We start from the raw sequence: 24,078 nt of genomic DNA on the forward strand, positions 1-24,078 counted from the left end.
ATTTCGTCTGCTTTAATTCTCCTCAATTTGCTTTTCACTTAATCCTAGATGTGTTCTAAGAGTATTACTCAAACTCTGTAGATCTTTTTTATTAGGATTATAATAATATACACGTTGCCCGTTTGGGCCATTAGGTAAGTATAAATCATCACCAGCTAATTGTATTTTTTCAACTGAACCGTTTAAACCGTATTTATAAAAAGATAAAATATCATCCATTACTAAATTTGTTTTAAAATCACCATCAACCGCCTCAACTATTTTTTCTAACTTCGCAATCGATCCTACACTTTTTAATTTACTTAAAATCGCTTCAATAACAAGTTGTTGGCGTTGTCCTCTCATTGCATCACTATCAATATGGCGCGTTCTTGCTAGTGCAAGTGCTTCTTCCCCATTTAATTTTTGTAATCCTTTTTTCAAATGAATCGCTTCAGGTTCATCTTTACTATTTTGCTCCGTAAATTCAACTGGGACATCCACTTCAATACCATCTAACCCATCAACAATTTTAGTAAAGGAACCAAAATTAAATTTCACAAAATAATCAACAGGCACCTGTAACAATTTTTCTACCGCTTCCACAGAAGCTTGCGGTCCTCCATCTTTACCATTTTTAACGAAACCACTTCCGTATGCATGGGTTATTTTATCTTTTTTCTTTTCAACTGGAACATATGTATATGTATCACGCGGTATACTCGTTAATTTCACTGTTTTATCATCTTTATTAAAAGTCGCTAACAATAATGCGTCTGTATGAAATGCACCATTATATTCCTTTTGTCGTTCTTGATTTTCATCAATTCCCATAATTAAAAGTGAAACATGATTTGCAATTGGCTTTACAGATTTCTCACGTAAATTGGATTTTTCGCCTCGTGCTAAATTCAAATTAGATTTTTGTACGAGACTAGAAGTTTTCATATATACATAGGCTCCATAGCCAATTCCACCAAATAGTAATACCGCCAGTAGTAAACTTATTATCTTTTTCTTTTTATATTTTTGCTTATTTTTCTCTTCTCTTAAAGATGAATGATTCCCCATTTACTCTCCTCCTGTTTCTATTCACCCAATATGTTTTTCATTTTTTCATATTTAGCGCTATCCTTTTGAAACATACTTTCTTTCAATCCCTTATCTATTTGTATCCATTCAGTCGTAACTGAATATTGAATCAAGCCTTCTTGAAAACTAAGAAATTTCAACATAATCCCTGTATTTTTCTCCACAACCATTTCGAATTTCCCTCTTAAATCTTCAGAGGTGCTAACAGGCATCTCTATGTTGATAACTCCTTCAATTTTGTAACAATCTAATCCAAGATATTTCGTTTCTTTATAATTCCAATCTTTATATCGAATTAACAAATCTGCGAATTCTGATTGAATACTATATTTAGCTAGCCCTACATATTCATCATCATATCTCTTTTTCTCATCTGATTTTCTCACTAACCTTTCCGTAGGATTTAATTTTAATAGTTCATTGTTTCTTTCTTTTGGGTTCCATTTTGTCTCTTTATAGGTATACTTCTCATCATCAAACTCTTTTTTCTTGCCCTCGTTATATATAATTGTTCGTTTTTTCGCTAGTTTATCTTCTTTCGAAGAGATACCTCTTTGTTTCTCCGTATCAATCGCATACTTATATGTTGTAGCAATTCTTGATGAGCTAGAATATTCCTCAAATTGTCCTGAAATATTTTTAAAATAATCAATAGAATCTAGCATTTTTTGATGAATCTTTTCTTTATCTGGATAATGTACATTCGATTTTATTTCTTCTTCATTTTCAAAATCAGAAAACGCTTTTTTCTTTACATATTCAAATACTCCACCATTTTGCGCAAAACTTTGTATAGAAAACTCAGACATAGATACCACTGAAAGTATACAAACCGCTGCACTAATTATCATCATATGAATTTTGTAACTCTTCTTTTTTACCTTAAGATTATGTAGCGTACCATTAATCTTTTCATTTAACTCTGGAGGTACTATAACATTTTCATCTTTTATTCTCTTTTTTAATTTCTCATCAAATAATTTTTCATTATCCATCCTTTACACCCCCTATTCCATCTTTAATCGTTTTTGTAGTTGTTCCCTCGCGCGTGACAATCTTGATTTCACTGTTCCTTTCGGTATTTCTAACAGCTTTGCTATACTCACTTGATTCATGTCTTCATAGTAATAAAGCACCGTAACAGCTCTTAATTCTTCATGTAACGACTGAATCGCATTACACAAATCTATATCTTCATACTGATCACACGCACTCATATTGTAATCATTCTCTTCTGTCACAATTACATTTTTATACGCTCTAATAATATTGTTACACTCATTTATTAGTATTCGAATTAACCAAGTTTGAAAAAATTCTTCTTTCTTTAATTTTTTTATATTTTCATAGGCTTTTAAAATTGTTGTCTGTATCGCATCCTCTATATTTGTCTCATCACGTAACATCGCCTTTGCTATTCGATACATCTTCACTTTTTCTGTATGTATAAGCGCTACAAAGGCTTCATGATCACCTTTTTTCGCTAAAGAAACATCCGTTTCTTCTTTTATAATCATTTTATATAAAGGGATTACTTTCACAATCGCTCCTCCTGTTTCATCCTCACTTCATCACTTCCAATTTAACTTTACATGTATTAGACGTATGAACCTAGAAAAAGGTTCACTTTTTTGAATATTTTCGTAATTAAAAAGATAAATATCCTTTATAAGTATGCAATAAACATACTAGTTTAAATTTACAAATAAAAAAAGCCCACTTTCTCAGTGGACTTTCTACTCTATAACGGTAAATCCCTCTTCCTAAATACTACAATCGCTACGATAAAAATACAAAGCGCTACAGCAGTTAAACTTATACTTACCGGCCATATATTATATGATCCTTCAGCAATTTCTTTCGGACGAAACAGCGTGAATAATGATAGGTTTTTCATCCATTCTAACTTATCACTTAACTTCCCTACCATATCTAATACGAAAAATAAGATAGTTAAACTCGCTGAATAACTTAGTGCTTTTCTTTCGTCATTACATATACAAGAAAAGAAAAATGAATAGGCACTAACGACTAAAAATATGAGTCCTCCGACTACATTTATCTTCAAAAATAATTCTTTATTTAAGTTATTATCCTCTAAAAACCATTCAGCACCTACTATACCCGCTACATACGTAACCGCTACAATAATCAGTAGTCCTAATATAAGAATAGCCGCTTGCGTAATTGCGATTCGTACTCTAGATACAGGCGTTGCTAGCAAGTATGCCATTGCTCCTTTATCTACATGACGAGCAATTAAATGTGTCGCAACTGTTACGCAAAAAATTGTTAAAATGATAATAAACAATAGACTATAGTATTCGCCCGCTAGAAAATCCATTACGTTTTGAATCGGACTTTCCATACCAACGATTTTTTTCACACTATCAGGCATGGCACCTATTAATTCATTTAGCCCTTTTGCTGATACCATTGACGGGAATATCCAAATTAATAACCACAGATATAAAGCTGCACCAGACGCATAACTCAAAATACTTTTTTGTGTTTCTTTCAAACTAGCTAAAAATAATTGCTTATTCATGCGTTATCCCTTCTTTCTTATCGTAATAATGCATAAATAAATGTTCTAAATCCATCGCTCTCGTTTGAAGTGCCGTTACATTGTAGTTTGAAAGTGTTTGTAAAACAGTTTGATAGTTTCCTTGTACAATGATAGATGCCTCTCTGCCTTTTACCGCTTCAAATTGCAAATTACACTTTGTAAGAGACTCAATCTCTTCTTGTGATGATACTGTTACATCTATCACCTGTCTTCTCATACTTTGTAAATCGTGAATATTTTCAACCGTTACGAGTCGACCATCTTTAATAATAGCTACTCTGTCACAAGTTCTCTCAATTTCAGTGAAAATATGCGAAGACATAAGAATTGTTTTTCCTCTTTGCTTTTCCTCTAATATTAAATCTATAAACACTTGCTGCATAAGTGGATCAAGTCCAGATGTTGGCTCATCTAAAATTAACACCTCTGGATCGTGCATAAATGCAGCGACTATCCCTACTTTTTGCTTCATTCCTTTAGACATTTTGCGAATCTGTGTTTTCACATCAAATTGCAGACGCTCTATTAGTTCATCTCGTCTTTTTGTATCCTTTAATCCACGCATTCCTTGCATTAATTTTAAAAACTCTAATCCGTTCATTCCTTCAATAAAAGAAATTTCACCCGGTAGATAACCAACTTCCCTTTGAATTTTCGCTGCTTCATTCCAACAATCTAATCCAAAAATTGTCGCTTTACCAGCTGTCGGTTTTATAAATCCCATTAAATTACGAATCGTCGTTGATTTTCCAGCACCATTTGGGCCTAAATAACCAAATACTTCTCCCTTTTTTACATCAAATGTAATATGAAACAAACCTTTTCCATTCGAAAACTGTTTTGTGACATCTTGAACTGAAATCATAATTCCACCTCATTTTTTGAAATATTTAATATGTGATATTTCAAAATTATTGTACTCCTCATCTTCCATATTCGCAACAACTTTTTGAAATATTTATTAGTTCATATTTCAAAATTATTGTTTTCCATTATTTTTTCTTGTATATTTTAAGTGAGGTGATTGCATTGAACGGCTTTGAAAGAGTAAAAGAAAAGAAAAAACGTGCCATTAAAGAAGCAGCATTCGTATTATTTTCAGAACGTGGATTTAATGAAGTGAAAATAGAACATATCGCAAAAGAAGCCAACGTTTCTCAAGTTACAATTTATAATCATTTCGGAAGTAAAGATGCGTTATTTAGGGAGCTTATACAAGAATTTATCATATCTGAATTTCAATATTATAAAGATCTTGCAGAAGAAAAATTACCTTTTCATGATATGATGCAAAAAATGATTGTAAGAAAAATGAATACTGGCGGGTTATTTCAACCTGATATGTTACTGCAAATGATGCAAAGAGACGAAGAACTCCGAAAGTTTATTTATAGTTATCAAAATGAAAAAATCTTGCCCTGGTATTTAGAAATATTAGAACGAGCTCAGCGCAAAAACGAAATTAATCCACACCTTACTAAAGAAATGATGTTACTTTACATTCAAATGTTTACTAAATTAGGTGATGATTTTGGGGCACAACTTCTTGAAGGAAATCGCGAAAAACATATACAAGATATAGTCACTATGTTCTTCTATGGTCTTTCTGTTCCACAAAAATAAAAAAGACACGAATTTCGTGTCTTTTTATTTTATAGAAATGACTCTACCTTTTTCACTGCTTTCAATCGCTAATTGAATCAGTTTAATAACATCTAAACCTTCTTTTGCTGTTACAGGTAGTTTCTCACCATTTAATATACTATCTCGCACACCTTTATAATAATTGTCATAACAACCGACTTCTGTTGGAATACGCTCTAAGTTTTCTTCTGTTTCTAAAGTAGCAAAATTCTCTTCATCGTCTACTCCATAACCGTTATCACCTGGCTTCATTCCATTTTTTAATTGCTCTTCCTGCGAATCCATACCGTACTTCACGATAGAACCTTTCTCTCCATGCACTATAAAATGCGGTCCAGCTTTTTTCACATAACTGCTACTACGTAAAATGACACGTTTAACTCCGTAATGAAGTACTATGTGGAAATAATCATCCACCTCTGCACCTGGTCGTTGTTTTATTACATCTGCACTTATCGCATCTGGTTTCCCGAATATTGATAACGCTTGGTCAATTAAATGCGACCCTAAATCGTATAATATACCGGAGCCTGGTAGATTTTTTTCTCTCCATCGATCACGTACATGTGGACGGAAACGATCAAAATTCGATTCATATGCGTATACATTCCCTACTCTGTTTTCTCCTAACAATTTCTTAATTGTTAAGAAATCATTATCAAAACGACGATTATGATATACGCTTAACATTACATTATGCTGCTCTGCTAATGAAATAAGCTTTTCCCCTTCTTCAATTGAGACAACAAATGGTTTTTCTACAACAACATGCTTACCGTTTAAAATTGCTTCTTTTACATATGGAAAATGAGTTGTATTAGGTGATGTAATAACAACTAAGTCAACATCAGCTCGCTTCACCAATTCATCAATTGTACTAACAACATTAGCATTTGGTAATGTTTCTTTTACTACCTCTTCTTTTGAGGATAATACAGCACGAATATCATATTCTTCTATCGTTTGTAATAGTGGGATATGAAATGTCGTACTAGAAAAACCAAATCCTACAATCCCTACACCTATTTTTTTCATGTTACCCCTCCATTTGTCCCGCTTTAACGGGCAGTAAGATTCCTAACCCAAAATTCAGCGAAAGCTAAGGAATTAGGTGAGAAATCAACTGCTTGTTAAAGCCCGATTGGTTCAACTAATAATCAGTGTGGATAAAGAAAATCCCCATTGATTAAAGTTTCACTTTATGAGAACAATTTCATTCGGTTATTATAACAAGATTATTATTATTTACATAATAAATTGCCTAGAAAAAAGCATCTTGCTATTATTCATAGCAAGATGCCCTCTTTATTCTGGTCTTTTCTTCGTCCACGTTTCTACTACTTCACCAGTATCATTAACATCTAGCACTAGGCTACCATTACTATACCGGTCTTTATTTCGATACGCTTTCGGATCAATCTCTTCTACAATGTTTTTCTCTGTCTTCATGTAAACTAATTCATCGTCCCGAACAATTTCAATACCGACAATGCGGTACGGATTACGTTTTAATTCTTTGAAAATAACAAGACCTCGTTTCGCCCTCGTTGATTTTTCAATTTCTGATGCTTTTAGACGTTTTACAGCACCGCGCTGTGTTACGAGAATAAGTTGATCTTTGTCACCATTTAACGGTTTACCAGAAGCGACATAGTCATCTTCTTTTAAATTAATTGCTTTCACGCCAGCAGCTCTTACACCGACTGGACTTACTTCATCTTCATGGAAAATAAGTGCATATGCACCGTGTGTAGCAAGAACGATATCACTCGTTCCATCTGTCGCAAATATATCGACAACTTCATCATCTTTTTTCAAGTTTACAGCAACGAATGCCCTTGAATAACGCTGAACTTTATATTGATTTAATTCTGTTTTCTTTATCATACCATTTCTTGTTACAAATACGATAAATCGTTTTTCTTCCTCAAAGTTCGGTACAACCGTTGCCCAAATGATTGTTTCATCCCGGTCGAGTGAAACGATATTAGCAACGTGCTGACCTAAATCTTTCCAACGAATATCTGGCATTTCGTATACTGGCAGATATATATAGTTTCCTTTATTCGTAAATAAGAGGACTGTCTCTGTCGTATTCGTATCGAATCGTTCAAGTAAGATGTCACCCTCTTTCATACCGAAGTCTTTGCCGTTTGAGGCATTATGTGAGCGCCATCCAGTACGTTTCACATATCCTTCTTTCGTTACAGTAACGATGACATCTTCTTGTGGGATCATCACTTCTACATCGATTTTAATTTCCTCGATTTGATCTTCAATAATCGCGCGTCGATCATCACTATATGTTTTCTTAACTCTCTTTAAATCTGTTTTAATTACTTGAAGTAATCTTTTTTCACTTTGTAAAATTGCCTGTAGCTCAATAATTTTCTTATTAAGCTCATCTGCTTCTTCTTGTAACGCCGTAATGTCTGTATTCGTTAAGCGATATAATTGCAAGGAAACAATTGCTTCTGCCTGTGCTTCTGTAAAGCCAAATTTTGCACTTAAATTATCTTTCGCGTTACGTTTATCTTTTGAAGCTCTAATTGTTTCAATTACTTGGTCTAAAATCGATAATGCTTTCTTTAAACCTTCTACAATATGTTGACGATTTTCTGCTTTTCTTAATTCATATTGCGAACGTCTCGTAATAACCTCTTTTTGATGTCCAATATAAGCATCTAAAATTTTCGGTAATGTCATAAGTGTTGGACGACGATTATTGATCGCTACCATATTAAAGTTATATGGAATTTGCAAATCTGTATTTTTATATAAATAATTTAAAATACCTTCAGCGTTTGCTTCTTTCTTTAATTCAACAACAATTCGTAAACCAGTACGATCTGTCTCATCACGCACTTCAGCAATACCATCTAACTTTTTATCTAGACGTAATTCATCCATTTTCTTTACAAGATTTGCCTTATTCACTTCGTAAGGAATTTCAGTGATTACAATTTGTTGTTTCCCACCGCGCACTGTTTCAACTTCTGCTTTTCCGCGAATAATAATTTTACCTTTACCTGTTTCATACGCCTTTTTAATACCATCAATCCCCTGAATAATACCGCCTGTTGGGAAATCTGGTCCTTTCATAACTGTTAATAAATCATCAACAGTACTATTTGGCTTATCAATACGCATCATTGTAGCATCAATAACTTCTCCAAGATGATGCGGAGGAATTTCTGTTGCATAACCAGCGGAAATCCCTGTAGATCCGTTCACTAATAAATTCGGGAACGCTGCTGGTAATACAACCGGTTCTTCACTCGTATCATCAAAGTTTGACACGAATTCAACTGTTTCTTTATCAAGATCACGTAATAATTCAGATGCGATTGGTGATAAACGAGCTTCCGTATAACGCATCGCTGCCGCTGGGTCCCCATCAACACTACCGTTATTACCATGCATTTCAACTAAAACATTTCGTACTTTCCAAGTTTGGCTTAAGCGTACCATTGCTTCATATACAGAGGAATCTCCATGTGGATGATAATTACCGATAACATTACCTACTGTTTTAGCTGATTTACGAAACGCTTTATCATGTACATTACCTTCTACATACATAGAATATAAAATACGTCTTTGTACTGGCTTTAAGCCATCACGTGCATCTGGAAGTGCACGATCTTGAATAATATATTTACTATAACGTGCAAATCGATCACCTAACACGTCTTCAAGCGGGAGGTCATGAAACTTCTCTGCTTGCATGTTATTCCACCTCCGTCTCCATAATCATTTCATTTTCTAAAATATTTCCTTCTTCTTGCATACCAAACTGTACATTACGTTCAATCCATTTACGGCGCGGTTCTACTTTATCGCCCATTAATGTTGTAACGCGACGCTCTGCTCTTGCTGCATCATCAATTTTCACGCGAATTAATGTACGCGTTTCAGGATTCATTGTTGTTTCCCATAATTGATCCGCATTCATTTCACCAAGTCCTTTATAACGTTGTAACATATAGCCTTTTCCAACTTTTTTCGTTACACCGTCTAATTCCTCATCTGACCAAGCGTATTCAATTATCTCACTCTTACCTTTTCCTTTACTTACTTTGTATAAAGGAGGAAGTGCGATAAACACTTTACCAGCTTCGATAAGTGGCTTCATATATCTGTAGAAGAACGTTAATAACAATACTTGAATATGAGCCCCATCCGTATCGGCATCGGTCATAATTACAACTTTATCGTAGTTAATATCTTCAACATCAAATTCATTTCCTACACCGCCGCCAATCGCATAAATGATTGTATTAATCTCTTCATTTTTAAAAATATCAGCAAGCTTTGCTTTTTCTGTATTAATTACTTTACCACGTAACGGTAATACGGCCTGGAAACGTCGGTCTCGCCCTTGTTTCGCAGAACCACCGGCAGAGTCACCCTCTACTAGGTACAGTTCATTTTTTTGCGGGTTACGTGATTGTGCAGGTGTTAATTTCCCGCTTAACGTACCTTCTGATTTTTTCTTTTTCTTACCACTACGCGCTTCTTCTCTTGCTTTACGGGCTGCTTCACGGGCTTGTGCTGCTTTAATTGCTTTTCTCACAAGAAGTGTAGCTACATCAGGATTTTCTTCTAAAAAGTATGCTAAATGCTCAGATACAATGGCATCAATTGAAGAACGCGCTTCACTTGTACCTAGTTTTCCTTTCGTTTGCCCTTCAAACTGAAGCACTTCTTCTGGTACACGTACCGAAACGATAGCCGCTACACCTTCACGAATATCTGTGCCTTCTAAGTTTTTATCTTTTTCTTTTAATAGTGCTACTTTACGAGCATACTCGTTAAACACACGCGTCATCGCTGTTTTAAATCCAGCTTCGTGTGTTCCACCATCTTTTGTACGTACGTTATTTACAAACGATAAAATGTTTTCTGAGTAGCCATCGTTAAATTGAAATGCTAGTTCTGCTTCAATTCCATTTTGTTCACCAGTGAAATATACAACTGGATGAATGGAATCTTTTTCTTCGTTTAAATATGAAACGAAAGCTTCAATTCCCGTTTCATAATGAAATACATCCTCTAAATCATTTCGCTCATCTTTTATCGAGATTTTCATTCCTTTTAATAAGAATGCAGATTCACGTAATCTCTCACATAATGTTTCATAATTATAATTTGTTGTGCTGAAAATCGTTGTATCTGGTTTGAAATGCATCGTAGTACCAGACTCTTTCGTCTTCCCGATTTTCTCAAGCGTCGTTACAGGAACACCGCCATTTTCAAAGCGTTGTTCGTAAATATTTCCGTCACGCTTAATCGTTACGACTAACCATTCTGATAAGGCATTTACAACCGATGCCCCAACACCGTGCAAACCACCACTCGTTTTGTAACCACCTTGACCAAACTTACCACCGGCATGAAGTACAGTTAAAATAACTTCAGGTGTAGGTTTCCCAAGTTTATGCATTCCCGTAGGCATTCCTCGCCCTTTATCTATAACGCTAATACTATTATCTTTATGTATTACGACTGAAATTTCGTCGCCAAATCCCGCTAACGCTTCGTCAACGGAGTTATCTACTATTTCATATACTAAATGATGCAATCCACGGCTGTCCGTGCTCCCGATATACATACCCGGGCGTTTTCGAACGGCTTCAAGTCCTTCTAACACTTGAATCGCATCTTCATTATATTGGAACTGATGCTTCGCCAAACTCCTTGCCCCTTTCCTAATCCAAAATCAGAACATATGTTTCTATTATAGAATAACGCCTCGACTATAGTTTTGGCAAGTTATCTTATCTCTTTTATATACCATTTTCAATAGAAAAATCCTTGTTTTCTCACAAGGATTCCTCTAGGCTACTATTTCAGAAAAATAATCGTTTGTCAACGAGAAATGGATATGTATTCCAAGATTACACATTCCAAACCTTTATTATGATCCAAATGATCAAGATCCAAAATGGGATTACAAATAACAACCCCCAAAAACAGCCTTTAAAAAATCTCATGATGAACACCTCGTTCATCGGCCCTACTTATCTATAATGAGGGCTGAATCAATCTTTCTACCTTTAAATCTATACTATTTTGTCATCGCATGTTCTACTTTAATACAACGATCCATTATTACAGTATAGTCTTTTTCTTTTAAAAATTTATATGTATCCTCATCTTGTACTCCTAATTGTGCCCAAAAAACATCTGCATCAATCTCTACGAATTCTTTTGCAACATCCATTAAAAACTCTGAGCGACGAAATACATTTACTATGTCAACGTGTTCCTTAATATCCTTTAGTGAAGAAACTGCCTTTTCTCCAAGCACCTCATCTACTGTTGGATTAACTGGAATAATGCGGTATCCAGCATCTTGCATTGCTTTTGAAACCATATACGATGTACGTTCTGGCTTATCTGATAATCCAACAACCGCAATTGTTTTGCTTTTCTTTAACACTTCACCAATTTCCGTACGAGTTGGGTTTTCAATTGTCATAATTAATCCCTCCTATTCCTTTAGTATAGCCGATAAAGAAAGTCTCTTTCAATATGAAAGAGACTTTCTTTTATTTCAATTATTGATTCTTTGTAGCTGAATTATCTGCTAAAGTAGCCGATTTCGTCATTTTTTGACCGTTACGGTAGAATGTAACTTCTACTTTCTCGCCTACTTTTTTCTTTTCATATAAATATTTACGGAATTGAAGCGCATTCTCTACTTTTTGATTATCTAATGCTACTACGATATCATATTGCTCTAAACCAGCTTTTTCAGCCGGTGATATTGGGTAAATTTTACCTAATACAACACCATTAGTTACTTCTTTCGGTACTTTCAATTGATTGACTGCATAAGCTTGCACATCTTCTAATGAAACGACACCTACTCCAAGCGCTGGACGTTTCACTACTCCGTCTTTTTCAAGTGATTCAATAACTGGCTTTGCGATATTAATTGGAATAGCAAATCCAATTCCTTCAACTTCTTGTTGTGCAATTTTACTTGAGTTAATCCCAATTATTTCACCATTTTGGTTAAATAATGCACCACCACTGTTACCAGGGTTAATCGCTGCATCTGTTTGAATAACTTGTGCTTGCCAATCTGGTCGTTTATCGCCATCAATATCAACTGGAATTTCACGTTCTTTACTACTGATTATACCTTCCGTTACACTTCCATCAAAACCTAGTGGGTTACCGATTGCAATTGCTTTTTCACCCGCGCGGATTTTACTTGAGTCACCTAAAGTTGCAACTTTATTCACATTAGCCCCGTCAATTTCAACAACAGCTAAGTCTAACCAAGGATCTTTCCCTACTAACTTTGCATCTACCTTTTTACCATCACTTAGTTTTACAGCAAGTTTATTTGCACCATCTACTACGTGGTTGTTTGTTACGATATATGCTTTATTCCCTGCTTTTTTATAAATAACACCTGATCCTGAACCAGCTTGTTGTTCTTGACCTGTCGGTTGCATTGCAAATGGATCAACACTTTGTTGCATATTAATAACACCTACAACAACATCTTTCGCCCCTTCAATCATACCAGGTAAATCAGTTTCATTTTTCGCTTTATTTACAACAGGAACTACAGTACCTTCTACTTTTGAATCCGAACTAAATGATGATACTGGCGCTCCATTATTTTGAGCCCATGGCATATATGGTGCTGCAAAACTAATCGAAACCGCTCCGACTACAGCCCCCACTAAACCTGTGAAGAAATAGCCTTTTTTACTACCTGATTTTCTCACTTCTCTCGTTTCACTATGCTCTTCATTTAAATTTGGTCCGTCGTAATATCCCATGTTTTATTTCCCCTCTCTGGTGAATTCGTATTTTCAGTATAGTCACGTTTTGTGTCCTTCTTGTGAACTCATCGTGAAATCTAATTAAAAAATACTCCTATCTAACATTGTAGACAAAAAAAGTATTTTTTGTACATTCTACCTTCAAAAGAGAGTATAAAATCGCCATTTCCCTAGGCTAAATTACACAAATCGTTCTAGATTATTCTTCAAATTTATAACCAACTCGAATAACAGTACCGATATGCTTCGCTTTATCTCCTAGCTTATTTCGAAGTTTTTTAATATGGGTATCAACCGTTCTGTCATCACCGTAATAGTCATATCCCCATAACTGATCTAATAAATGTTGACGTGATAACACGATTCCTTTGTTCTCCATTAAATACACAAGAAGTTCAAATTCTTTATGTGTCAATATAATTTCTTCTCCATCTACTAAAACAGTTCTAGATAGACGATTTACTTCTATTCCAGCTAAAGACATAGCATTTTCTTCCGCTACTCCTACCGCACCATCCGCACGTTTCAATAACGTCTTTGCGCGAGCTACTAATACTTTCGGGCTAAATGGTTTCGTTACATACTCGTCTGCACCTAATTCGAAACCTAGCAATGTATCATCCTCATCCGAACGTGCTGTCAACATAATAATTGGTACTGCTGATTCTTTTCTAATTCTTCTACAAACAGACCATCCATCTATTTCCGGTAACATAATATCTAACATAATTAAATCAATTTCATGCTCTGCAAATAACTCTAACGCTTTTTTTCCATCTTCTGCTTCGATTACTTCAAAGCCTTCATTACGAAAATAATCACTAACAATTTCACGTAATCTTCTTTCATCTTCAACAAGCAATACTGTTTTATTCATATAATCTATCCCGCCTTTTTACTCTTTCAATCGAATAATACGTTGATTGGAGCTTCCGCGAAATGGAAGTGTTAAATCTTTTTTCTCAATTTCAAACCTTCCATCGACTAAAACATCCCCATAATGTAACAACTCTATCATATCATTATTTTGAGAACTCTGTATCTCTTCTAACGTATAACCTGTATACATCCATAGGTTTTTTTTCAAATCTTTCACGATTTTTGCTACCTTTTTCACTTCAGCAGCTTGAAAAAATGGATCTCCACCTGAAAATGTTACATCAGTTAATGGATTACTTGCAATCTCTTTCACAATTTCTTCTACTGTCATTTCCGTTCCATTGCAAATATTCCACGATTTCGGATTATGGCAACCAACGCAACGATGCGGACAGCCCGCAAAAAACACGACTGTCCGCAATCCTTCTCCATCTACTACACTATCATGAATAATATTCATCACTTTCATTTATGTTTCACCCGATCTATCTCTTCACTACGTTTCGCACTATTCCACTTCGACATATCTCCTACAAGATAGCCTGTTATACGGCGAATTCTTTCTATATTAGCCTCATCTTTATTCCCGCAACTTGGACATTCATTCCCAATAACCCCGTGATAACTACAGCACTTACAACGGTCAACAGGATGATTAATTGAACCGTATCCAATGCCATGTTCTGCCATGGCTTGTACAATTTGTTTTAATGCCTTTTTGTTATGCATTGCTGCTCCATCTAGTTCAATATAAGTAATGTGTCCTCCATTACAGAGAGCATGGAACGGGCCTTCTAAACGGATTTTATTTATCGCTTGAATGTTATAATAAACTGGAATATGGAATGAATTCGTATAGTAATTATGGTTCGTTATACCGTTAATTTCACCAAATTCTTCTCTATCTTTTTTCACAAACTTCCCTGATAATCCTTCTGCTGGAGTTGCAATTACTGAGAAATTCAGTTGATGTTCTTCTGTCGCTTTATCCATTCTATCTCTCATAAAGGAAATAATTTCATACCCAAGTTTCCATGATTCTCCATCTTCCCCATGATGCTTTCCTGTTAAAGCTACTAAACATTCCGCAAGACCGATAAAACCAATACTTAACGTCCCTTGTTTTAAAATCGAGGCTACGGAGTCTTCAGGCTGCAACGTTTCTCCACCACGCCATACACCTTGTGAATATAAAAACTGAAAATCTCTTGCTCGCTTCGTACATTGATACGCATATCTTTCTAATAGCTGCTTAATTCCTAAATCTAAATAATAGTTTAGCGCTTCAAAAAACGCTTCTTTTGAACCACTAATTAACGCTAATTTCACTAAATTAATAGACGTAAATGATAAATTCCCTCTACCAATCGCTGTTTCTTCTCCATGTATATTAGACATAACACGGGTACGACATCCCATGTAACATACTTCACTTTCCGGTCTTCCATCATAATGCACTGCATTAAACGGAGCATCTAAAAATGAAAAGTTAGGGAATAATCGCTCTGCCGTTGTCTCTAATGCTAATTCAAATAAATCGTAGTTCGGATCACTTTCTTCAAAATTCACACCTTTTTTCATCTTGAAAATTTGAATCGGAAAAATCGGTGTCTCTCCTTTACCAAGTCCAGCTTGTGTCGCTTTTAAAAGTTGTTTAATTAACATTCTTCCTTCTTTTGATGTATCTGTTCCATAATTAATAGAAATAAACGGTACTTGTCCTCCGCCCCTACTATGCATACTATTCGAATTATGAACGAAAGCCTCACACGCTTGATACGTATCATTTTCCGTTTCTTTCCATGCAAATTCTTCTATTTGTTCTTTCGTAAGCGGATATGATTGTAATCGTTTTTTATGTCTCTCAATTGTTTTTCGTACATAAGGTGCTAAATCAATATCAAAGAGTGCAAACGATTGACCACCATGCTGCATATTTTGATTCGCTTGAAAAATAATAGACGAAAGAGCCAATGCACTTTTAATGTCTTGCGGTTGTCTCATATGTCCATGTCCAGTATGAAAACCGTTAGCAAGCATTTGTGCTAACGGAATTTGTGAACAAGTCGTCGTTCCTGTCGCATAAAAATCTAAATCATGTGGATATAATATATTTTCATTTATCGCTTTTTTCACTTGATCTGACAATAAATTCTCAACAGCATAATATTTTGCACTCTCAGATGCGAACGTTCCCATTACGCCCATTGGAGAGCGGCCGTCTACATTTGCATTTTCTTGCATTAAATCTTGTTCATTGCCGTGGACTATTGTCTCGAACACTTTCATTAATTCTTCTTCTCCACGTGTATTATTTTGTAACATTTATAACCCTCCACCAATATGTTGTTATCTTTTGATTAAAATGTTACTACATATAGTCTTACTGTTTCTGTGAGAAATGTAACATTACTGTGAAATTTTTTTCACGAAATAATGAATTTTTCATTTACAAAAAAGAAATGTGCTCTTTACAAATGTATGGTACAATATACGGGAAAAACTCTTTTTACCCTTTATCAACACATTTGAATAAAGGAGACTGAACTTATGGTTACTACATATCTTTTATTTATCGTTGCCTACTTACTTGGCTCGATTCCATTTGCACTAGTTGTTGGAAAAATCGGCTACGGAATCGATATTCGTGAGCACGGGAGCGGTAATCTAGGCGGAACAAACACATTCCGCACATTAGGGAAAAAAGCAGGTTTTACCGTTACAATTGCTGACATTTTAAAAGGGACATTAGCAACAAGTCTACCAATGATTTTCGGATTAGATATTCATCCACTATGGTTCGGGTTAGCGGCTGTTCTTGGACATGTCTATCCAATCTTCGCGAAATTCCGCGGTGGTAAAGCAGTTGCAACTTCTGCTGGGGTGCTATTATGCTATTCACCAGTTGTTTTTGCAATATTGGCTGTTGTATTTTTCACCCTTTTATTTACAACAAGATACGTATCACTTTCTTCTATGGTAACAGCAGTTGTTGCTGTTATTGCATCCATTGTTAGCGGGGATAAAATCTTCATTATTGCGATGTGTTTATTAGCAGGTATGGTTATTTATAAACACCGTGCAAATATCGGACGAATTATAAATAAAACTGAACCAAAAGCAAACTTTTCAAAAAAGCAAAAATAAGATCGTAACCCACATAACGCAAAAAGAAAACGTGAAGCATATTAATAGCGTCTTTTTGCGTTATTTTTTATACTAAAGAAAAAGCAACATAATTTGGAGGAACTATACATGAATCTTTCCGTAACAAAAGAAGCAGCACAATGGTATAAAAATGAATTAAACTTACAATCAAATGAAACACTACGCTTTTTCGTACAATACGGTGGTTGCAGTACTGTGCAAAAAGGACTTTCTTTAGGGATTCGTAAAGATGATCCTGCACATCCTGCTGTTCAAATTCAAGAAGAAGGTATTAACTTCTTTATTGAAGGCGATGATGAATGGTTCTTCGATGGACATAATTTATCTGTTACACTTAACGAAGGTGACGACTTCCCACAATTTAATTATGAAAAATAAAAAAACGTGGCTTCTGCCACGCTTTTTTATTTTTTCTTAATTTCCTCATATTTCGCATACCACTCAGGATATAACTTTTTAAATGATACAGGGCGGAACCCTTCTTTTTTCGCACAAATATTCGTCGTACTTGCAGTAATACAAAGTTCACCATCACCATTATATATTTCATATCCATATACAACGCGAAGTGGGCTGACAGTATCTACCCATGTTTTTACGATTGCTTTTTCTCCGTAACGCATCGCTTTACGGTATGAAATTTGTAAATCTAACACAGGAGAAATAATTCCTTCTTTCTCCATTTCAACATATGAAAAACCTAAATCTTGTATAAGTTTCGTGCGACCTAACTCAAGCCACACTAAGTAGTTTGAATGGTAAACAACACCCATTTGATCTGTTTCCGCATAACGGATTTCAACTTCATGTTCTGCTACAAACATATGTATATTCGCCTTCTTTCACTTCTGCTACCTTGCATACATTTAATCATAATACAGTGACATCAAAAATAAAATAAAAATAGTGAATCTTTTCCCGAAAGGAGCAAGCATATGATTCAAATTGTAACGGTTCGTAGCGGTGATAGCGTATATAGCTTGGCATCAAAATATGGATCAACACCTGACGAAATAGTAAAAGACAATGGACTAAATCCCGCTGAAACGCTCGTTGTTGGTCAGGCACTTATCGTTAATACGAAAGGAAATAATTATTATGTACAGCCTGGTGACAGCCTCTATCGGATTTCTCAAACATATAATGTCCCCCTCGCTAGTTTAGCTAAAGTTAATAATTTATCTTTAAAATCTATTCTCCATGTCGGACAACAATTATATGTACCAAAAGGCACAAAACGAGCTGTAGAATCCATCGCTTATTTACAACCTTCCACTATACCGATTAAAGAGAGTTTAGTTAATGCTACACGTGCCATCAATCCATTTTTAACATATTTAGCTTATTTTAGTTTTGAGGCAAAAAGAGATGGCACATTAAAAGAACCTACTGAAACAGCTAAAATTGCTAATATTGCAACGCAAGGGCAAACAATCCCTATGCTCGTTATTACAAATATTGAAAATGGTAATTTCAGTGCCGATCTAACATCGGTTATTTTACGCGACGCAACGATTCAAAACAAATTTATTACTAACATTTTGCAAACAGCTGAAAAATATGGCATGCGAGACATTCATTTCGATTTCGAGAGTATAGCACCCGAAGACCGCGAGGCGTATAATCGCTTTTTACGAAATGTAAAAACACGCTTACCTAGCGGGTACACATTAAGCACAACTCTCGTACCGAAGACAAGTTCAAATCAAAAGGGAAAGTTTTTCGAAGCCCATGATTATAAAGCGCAAGGGCAAATTGTTGATTTCGTCGTCATTATGACATATGACTGGGGTTGGCAGGGCGGGCCACCAATGGCAATCTCTCCTATCGGTCCTGTAAAAGAAGTACTTCAATACGCAAAATCTCAAATGCCTCCCCAAAAAATTATGATGGGGCAAAACTTATACGGATTCGATTGGAAACTTCCGTTCAAACAAGGGAATCCACCAGCAAAAGCAGTTAGCTCTGTCGCAGCTGTTGCACTTGCTCGTAAATATAATGTTCCTATCCGCTATGATTTCACAGCTCAAGCTCCACATTTTAATTACTTTGACGAAAATGGCGTACAACATGAAGTTTGGTTTGAAGATGCGAGGTCTATTCAAAGTAAATTCAATTTAATGAAAGAGCAGGGCATTGGCGGTATTAGTTATTGGAAGATTGGCTTGCCATTTCCACAAAATTGGCGTTTACTTGTTGAAAACTTTACGATTACGAAAAAGGGCTGACAAAAGTCAGCCCTTTTTGTACATTTTGTTAAGATTCATCTTTGATTTCACTTTTTAATGAGTCAATACTTTCTAAACGTCTTTGATTTTTTGCTTCAATAGCAGCACGATCTTTTTCATTAGAAAGTTCCGCTGTTTCTTTTGCTTCATTAAAGTTATCAACTGTATTTTGCACCATTTCTTGTAACTTTTCAGCGTTGTCACTTCGATTATCTGGATTTGGCATGTACTTCCCTCCTAATATTGTATATACACACCATCTTAAATTACCTATCTTTCCTCAAATTTATACATAAAAAAGGAGAATGTAATATTCTCCTTTTCTTTAACCATTATCAACAATCGGTTGTTTACCTGTTTGATCTTGCATTTGCTTTCCTTTATTTCCACCAGCTTTTTTTGATTGTGTTCCAATATGATTCGGTGCAAAGTCTTTTGAATTTTTTTTCGGATTACCCATTACTATCGCCTCCTTAACACTAGTATCGTACTAGTGTTAAGAATTATTCAGCTTGCTTAAAAAGTTTCATTTCATAACGTTTTTCAATGCGCTCTTCAATGCGATCAATTGCCTCACGATCGCTTAATAATTGTTGTTTATTTTCATTTACAAGTTCTTCAAACGATTTACGGCGACTTCTTCTCATGTTGTTCACCCTCTCTCCTTCGCTTTCTTATTACATAGTATGAGCAAACAAAAAACTCTTTAATCAGATTTGCAAGAAAATTTTATGTTTTAGTACTCCTAAAAAAACTCCGTGTACAATATATTGCACACGGAGTTTTTTATACCATAATATTTAAATACTCTTTCAACTTTTCATCTGCATTCATTTCATTTTCTTTATAATCATGAAGCGCCTGTAATACAAAATCATACTGCTCTAAAATATAACTTTCTAATTTCATAACATCCTCTAAGCTATTAAGCATAATTCTCGTATTACCAACTTCACTTTTTAACGCCGGTTCACATTTTAAACTTGTACATATTTCTTTCACATCTTCTTCTAATATCTCTGTTAATACATATTTCTTTCGCCCTTTTACCTTTAATCTCATAACTGGATAAAAAGCTTTTATATCTAAATAACTTCCTACGTTCATACAACGTAGCCATTCTACATTACGTTTATTACATGCAAGTATTTCTTTGACCGCTTCATATACCGCAGTTTCATCAAGCATAGCCTTATTTACTTTTCGTTTCCCTTCTTCTTCAATAGCTGCACACTTTTGATAAACAGCAGCACACGTAATGCAATCGTCAAATGCATTATGAGAGCTTAAACGAATTCCCAGCATTCGTTTTAACGTTTCAAGTTTATGATTAGGCGCATGCTTCATGTATTTCTTTGCTAAAAATACAGTATCAATTACTTTATTTTTAGGTTCAGGCAACCCAAGCATATTTACATTACTTTTCAAAAAGCGCATATCAAAAGAAGCATTATGGGCCACAATAACATTTGTATGTAAAAATGCTAAAAATAAAGGTAACACTTCTTCAATCGTCGGTGCATCTGAAACGCGATAATTAGTAATACCTGTTAAACTCGTTATTCGGTCCGGAATTGGCCGCTCTGGATTCACGTATGAAACAAATTGATCTACTAATTCATGATTACGATATTTCACTGCTGCAACTTGAATAATTTTATCATTATAAGGGTTAAATCCTGTTGTTTCAAAATCAATTACAACATAATCTAACGGTAAGGATACATTCCCCACTCCATACACTCCTTTATCTCTAAACGTTTATATTTCTTACATCATATCATGAAGTTATTACTACTTGAAAAAGAAAAGGCAGAAATGGGAACTCTCCACCTCTACCTTTTCACCATTATTTTAATTTAGCAACTCTTTTCTCCATCTCTTTTTGCGTCATCGGCCCAATAAACTTATCTTGAATGACACCTTTTGTATCTATAAAATACGAAGTTGGAATCGTAATTACTTTATACGCTGTTGTCACATCAATGTTCTTGTCCAATAAAATAGGAAAAGTAATTCCTTTTTCTTTAGCAAAATTGCTTACCTTTTCTACTCCCCCACCTTTTTCTGAAGGCGTATAATTTATTGCTAAAATTTCTACGTTCTCTTTATGTTCTTTATAGAAAGCTTCCATATCCGGCATTTCTTGCTGACATGGTCCACACCACGTTGCCCAAAAGTTTACAATCACTTTCTTTCCTTTTAAATCTGATAACTTTACATTCGTTCCATCTAAATTCGTTAATGTAAAGTCTGGTGCACTCTTCCCTATTTCAATACCATTACTTGCAATCATCTCTTTCATAGCAGCTTCACTTTTTTCTTGCTTCACTTTTACCGCCTGCTCTTTATGACCAAACTGTTCATAAGCTGCATATCCCGCTAAACAAAGTAACACTACAATAATCGTAAGCTTCCGCCACATTTTATATCACCCTAACGTATTATCTTCTTTTAACACATTCATCAAAATACTATATACCTTATTTTAGCTTATACGGACAAGCTTGGAAATATTCACAATCGAAATAATTAGAATATTCTTATTAAAAGTGCAATTTTATCATATAATTAGAAAAGCAGATGAAGTGTTGCTTATCTAATTATGGACCCATTCACCTTTTTCCTCTCATAGTTATAAACCTACAACAAAAGGGGATTGTTTATGAATTCATTCGAAAAAACAACATTATATATTCTTAGTTTTCTTTTATACCCAGTCGGTATTATTACATGGATCATTTCACTCTTTAGTAAAGATCTTGAAAAAAAGAAAATAGGACGTATTTGTCTCTACGTCTCTCTAGTCTCATTCGTCCTTTTCTTAATTCTTGGAATTGCCACTTTCCTTATGACTGCTACTTTTAACGTTGATCTAAATCACTCCGAATCTATCGAGTATCAACTAAATGACACTGAATAAAGATTAGAGCATTGCTCTTATCTTTATTCACATCTCTTAAAAAATGAATGACTATGTATTAATTTTTCTGGACCCTCACATGCAACAATATTTCCTTCTTTCATTATGACAATACGATCTGCTAGTACCACCCTCTCTACATCATGTGTTGCCACAATTCTCGTTACATCTCTTCCTATCCCTTCAATCATATTCCAAACCAGTTCTTGATTGCCCGGATCTAACCCAGCCGTCGGTTCATCTAAAATAATAAGAGTTGGATTTGATACAATCGCGCGCAATAATGCAAGACGTTTTCTTTCGCCTCCCGAAAACTCTTCACCGCTTTTATGTAGCACAGTTTGACTCCCTTCAGGTAACCCTCTAATAATCGGCGTTACATTTATAAGTTCACTATTTTTTTCTAACTGATTTTCTAAACCCTCTTCCCCGAAATACATATTCTCTGTTACCGTCGTTCGGAAAAAACGTGGTTCTTGCCACACTGTAGTCATACGAGCTTCATTACCATAATAAGCAATGCTACCGTTAGATGGTTTATACAAGCCCGTTATTAACTTTAAAAGCGTTGTTTTTCCTGCACCGCTTTCTCCCACAATCATAACGAGTTCACCAGGACGAATTTGCAAATTAATATTATGAATTCTGCATTTCTCTTCGTCATTCTCCTGAAATGAAACATTTGTTATCCTGATCCCCATCGCTCTTTCTACATTGCTATCTACTGCTCGTTTATTTAAAAAGCAAAAAGCTCTATTTGCCGAAGCGACTGCAACTTGTGTCATTATTAATAAATCGCCCACATAACGGACAGGGAAAAAGAGCATCTCAATTGTCGCTAACACTGCAATGAGTGAACCAACTTCTATTTCTCCCCTCATTATTTTTTGTGCACCTATAATGAGAACAACAATATATGCTCCTGTTTCAATCACCGTTCCAACTACTCCAATGCAATGTTGCATCATCGTCTTCTTTACTTCTGATTTATACGATTGTGCCGTTACTCTTTTAAATAAGCGAATTGCCCATTTTTCTTTTTGTAAACTCCGCAAATCTTGTATCCCCTTTACAAACTGTGACACCATCTCTACAACACTTGAGTGATTTTTTTGAGAAACGCTTGCAATATCTCTTACCTTTTCTCCCATCAGTATTGGAACAATTGTACTTAAAAATAAAAACGGAGTTACCCACAATATAAACTGTATATCTATATGTTGTAGTGCTATGAAAGCTCCAATAAATTGGGCAATAGCGTGTATATATTCTATTAATATAGAGCCATATAATCTGACCCAGTTCGGAATATCAGACACGACCAAAGTTTCTAACTCTCCTTGTTTGATTTTCTCACTCTCTTCAAACGGTAATAGGAAAAATTGGCGCAATACATCTATACGCTTCTCTCGTAATATTCGCTGACTCGCTTTTGAGCTTACATAATCAAATGAAAGATTGTTCACCCACATCAACAAACGGCTAGCTGTAAACAAAGTAATGTAAAGATACGCTCCTTTCAGCTCTCGTTGAATCAGGTTATCTACAATTAGTCCCATGAATAGTGGACGGGAGAGATTTAAAATAGCTGCAAAAAGCCCACTGCATACAGCTGCTATTACTAATATTTTTTCTTTCTGTAACGGTAACAAAATTCTTTTATATTCTTTCATGACGTTTCCTCCATTGTTTATAGTAAAAAGAAAGGGATGAAACCAAATGGTTTCATCCCTTTCCATAAAATAAGGAAGCTAACAATTGTTAGCTTCCTTATCATTCATTTCAATT

The 24,078-nt window shown here is 35.0% G+C and carries 25 protein-coding genes; 5 read left to right on the forward strand and 20 right to left on the reverse strand.

The features are described 5' to 3' along the window. Positions 1–12: 12 nt before the first annotated feature. From MKY21_RS17970 to MKY21_RS17990, 5 genes are all read right to left on the reverse strand, one after another. Complete coding sequence (locus tag MKY21_RS17970; RefSeq protein WP_016118453.1) at positions 13–1,050, reverse strand: LCP family protein; 1,038 nt, start codon at positions 1,048–1,050, stop codon at positions 13–15. A 17-nt stretch (positions 1,051–1,067) separates the two neighbouring features. After that, on the reverse strand, positions 1,068–2,066 hold the full coding sequence (locus MKY21_RS17975) for a hypothetical protein (RefSeq protein WP_000368240.1): 999 nt from the start codon (positions 2,064–2,066) through the stop codon (positions 1,068–1,070). A gap of 12 nt (positions 2,067–2,078) precedes the next feature. Beyond that, positions 2,079–2,612, reverse strand: a complete 534-nt coding sequence (locus tag MKY21_RS17980; protein WP_000864726.1) for a sigma-70 family RNA polymerase sigma factor — start codon at positions 2,610–2,612, stop codon at positions 2,079–2,081. 200 nt (positions 2,613–2,812) lie between these two features. Next, on the reverse strand, positions 2,813–3,619 hold the full coding sequence (locus MKY21_RS17985) for an ABC transporter permease subunit (RefSeq protein WP_001041436.1): 807 nt from the start codon (positions 3,617–3,619) through the stop codon (positions 2,813–2,815). Then, positions 3,612–4,505 (reverse strand): ABC transporter ATP-binding protein, encoded by an 894-nt coding sequence (locus MKY21_RS17990; protein ID WP_000626582.1) that lies wholly within the window; start codon positions 4,503–4,505, stop codon positions 3,612–3,614. Before MKY21_RS17990 ends, MKY21_RS17985 begins: the two co-directional genes overlap by 8 nt. A gap of 155 nt (positions 4,506–4,660) precedes the next feature. Here MKY21_RS17990 and MKY21_RS17995 point away from each other — a divergent pair, with 155 nt between their 5' ends. Then, complete coding sequence (locus MKY21_RS17995; protein ID WP_118043338.1) at positions 4,661–5,263, forward strand: TetR/AcrR family transcriptional regulator; 603 nt, start codon at positions 4,661–4,663, stop codon at positions 5,261–5,263. Between the two features lie 24 nt (positions 5,264–5,287). Here MKY21_RS17995 and MKY21_RS18000 read toward each other — a convergent pair whose 3' ends face one another. The 8 genes from MKY21_RS18000 to MKY21_RS18035 form a co-directional block, all read right to left on the reverse strand. Beyond that, on the reverse strand, positions 5,288–6,319 hold the full coding sequence (locus MKY21_RS18000; RefSeq protein WP_000719773.1) for an oxidoreductase: 1,032 nt from the start codon (positions 6,317–6,319) through the stop codon (positions 5,288–5,290). A 270-nt stretch (positions 6,320–6,589) separates the two neighbouring features. Continuing rightward, positions 6,590–9,013, reverse strand: a complete 2,424-nt coding sequence (gene parC, locus MKY21_RS18005; protein ID WP_001147463.1) for a DNA topoisomerase IV subunit A — start codon at positions 9,011–9,013, stop codon at positions 6,590–6,592. 1 nt (position 9,014) lies between these two features. Next, positions 9,015–10,979 (reverse strand): DNA topoisomerase IV subunit B, encoded by a 1,965-nt coding sequence (gene parE, locus MKY21_RS18010; protein WP_001062201.1) that lies wholly within the window; start codon positions 10,977–10,979, stop codon positions 9,015–9,017. Positions 10,980–11,354: 375 nt separating this feature from the next. Beyond that, positions 11,355–11,768 (reverse strand): CoA-binding protein, encoded by a 414-nt coding sequence (locus tag MKY21_RS18015; protein WP_000151387.1) that lies wholly within the window; start codon positions 11,766–11,768, stop codon positions 11,355–11,357. A 79-nt stretch (positions 11,769–11,847) separates the two neighbouring features. Continuing rightward, on the reverse strand, positions 11,848–13,089 hold the full coding sequence (locus MKY21_RS18020; protein WP_000542641.1) for a S1C family serine protease: 1,242 nt from the start codon (positions 13,087–13,089) through the stop codon (positions 11,848–11,850). 202 nt (positions 13,090–13,291) lie between these two features. Continuing rightward, positions 13,292–13,969, reverse strand: a complete 678-nt coding sequence (locus MKY21_RS18025) for a response regulator transcription factor (RefSeq protein WP_001044679.1) — start codon at positions 13,967–13,969, stop codon at positions 13,292–13,294. A gap of 18 nt (positions 13,970–13,987) precedes the next feature. Further along, the gene (nrdG, locus tag MKY21_RS18030) at positions 13,988–14,440 is read right to left on the reverse strand and encodes an anaerobic ribonucleoside-triphosphate reductase activating protein (protein WP_000867078.1); all 453 of its coding nucleotides are present in this window, start codon (positions 14,438–14,440) and stop codon (positions 13,988–13,990) included. Beyond that, a complete protein-coding gene (locus tag MKY21_RS18035) occupies positions 14,437–16,296 on the reverse strand; it encodes an anaerobic ribonucleoside triphosphate reductase (RefSeq protein ID WP_098293793.1) in 1,860 nt (619 codons plus the stop codon). The genes nrdG and MKY21_RS18035 overlap by 4 nt, the downstream gene beginning before the upstream one ends. Before the next feature lie 225 nt (positions 16,297–16,521). Here MKY21_RS18035 and plsY point away from each other — a divergent pair, with 225 nt between their 5' ends. Both plsY and MKY21_RS18045 read left to right on the forward strand, forming a co-directional pair. Continuing rightward, the gene (gene plsY / locus MKY21_RS18040; RefSeq protein ID WP_000258974.1) at positions 16,522–17,118 is read left to right on the forward strand and encodes a glycerol-3-phosphate 1-O-acyltransferase PlsY; all 597 of its coding nucleotides are present in this window, start codon (positions 16,522–16,524) and stop codon (positions 17,116–17,118) included. Between the two features lie 108 nt (positions 17,119–17,226). Further along, positions 17,227–17,517: a HesB/YadR/YfhF family protein gene (locus MKY21_RS18045; protein ID WP_001054453.1), complete on the forward strand. Its 291-nt coding sequence runs from the start codon at positions 17,227–17,229 to the stop codon at positions 17,515–17,517. A gap of 26 nt (positions 17,518–17,543) precedes the next feature. On the opposite strand, the gene MKY21_RS18050 is transcribed toward MKY21_RS18045, so the two are convergent. Continuing rightward, complete coding sequence (locus MKY21_RS18050) at positions 17,544–17,963, reverse strand: acyl-CoA thioesterase (RefSeq protein WP_000495812.1); 420 nt, start codon at positions 17,961–17,963, stop codon at positions 17,544–17,546. Positions 17,964–18,074: 111 nt separating this feature from the next. Here MKY21_RS18050 and MKY21_RS18055 point away from each other — a divergent pair, with 111 nt between their 5' ends. Then, positions 18,075–19,367, forward strand: a complete 1,293-nt coding sequence (locus MKY21_RS18055) for a glycosyl hydrolase family 18 protein (protein WP_000614861.1) — start codon at positions 18,075–18,077, stop codon at positions 19,365–19,367. A 28-nt stretch (positions 19,368–19,395) separates the two neighbouring features. Here the strand turns inward: MKY21_RS18055 and tlp are convergent, their stop codons facing one another. The 5 genes from tlp to MKY21_RS18080 all read right to left on the reverse strand — a co-directional run bounded on the left by tlp (position 19,396) and on the right by MKY21_RS18080 (position 21,792). Continuing rightward, entirely contained in the window at positions 19,396–19,593 is a 198-nt protein-coding gene (gene tlp / locus MKY21_RS18060) for a small acid-soluble spore protein Tlp (RefSeq protein ID WP_001133511.1), read from the reverse strand. 99 nt (positions 19,594–19,692) lie between these two features. Next, positions 19,693–19,827 (reverse strand): acid-soluble spore protein SspN, encoded by a 135-nt coding sequence (sspN, locus tag MKY21_RS18065; RefSeq protein ID WP_000527987.1) that lies wholly within the window; start codon positions 19,825–19,827, stop codon positions 19,693–19,695. A gap of 43 nt (positions 19,828–19,870) precedes the next feature. After that, positions 19,871–20,014 carry an FbpB family small basic protein gene (locus tag MKY21_RS18070; RefSeq protein WP_001254703.1) on the reverse strand — a complete coding sequence of 48 codons (144 nt, stop codon included), beginning with the start codon at positions 20,012–20,014 and terminating at the stop codon, positions 19,871–19,873. 139 nt (positions 20,015–20,153) lie between these two features. After that, entirely contained in the window at positions 20,154–21,101 is a 948-nt protein-coding gene (locus tag MKY21_RS18075) for a 3'-5' exonuclease (RefSeq protein ID WP_000528755.1), read from the reverse strand. 115 nt (positions 21,102–21,216) lie between these two features. Further along, positions 21,217–21,792, reverse strand: coding sequence for a peroxiredoxin family protein (locus MKY21_RS18080; protein ID WP_000269055.1), 576 nt, complete (start codon positions 21,790–21,792; stop codon positions 21,217–21,219). A gap of 240 nt (positions 21,793–22,032) precedes the next feature. Here MKY21_RS18080 and MKY21_RS18085 point away from each other — a divergent pair, with 240 nt between their 5' ends. After that, the gene (locus MKY21_RS18085) at positions 22,033–22,290 is read left to right on the forward strand and encodes a hypothetical protein (protein ID WP_001083887.1); all 258 of its coding nucleotides are present in this window, start codon (positions 22,033–22,035) and stop codon (positions 22,288–22,290) included. A gap of 23 nt (positions 22,291–22,313) precedes the next feature. On the opposite strand, the gene MKY21_RS18090 is transcribed toward MKY21_RS18085, so the two are convergent. Then, positions 22,314–23,963, reverse strand: coding sequence for an ABC transporter ATP-binding protein (locus MKY21_RS18090; protein ID WP_000666369.1), 1,650 nt, complete (start codon positions 23,961–23,963; stop codon positions 22,314–22,316). Positions 23,964–24,078 lie beyond the last annotated feature (115 nt).

Origin of the sequence: Bacillus sp. FSL R9-9497 (assembly GCF_038005805.1) — a bacterium.
In the GTDB taxonomy this organism is placed as follows: domain Bacteria; phylum Bacillota; class Bacilli; order Bacillales; family Bacillaceae_G; genus Bacillus_A; species Bacillus_A cereus.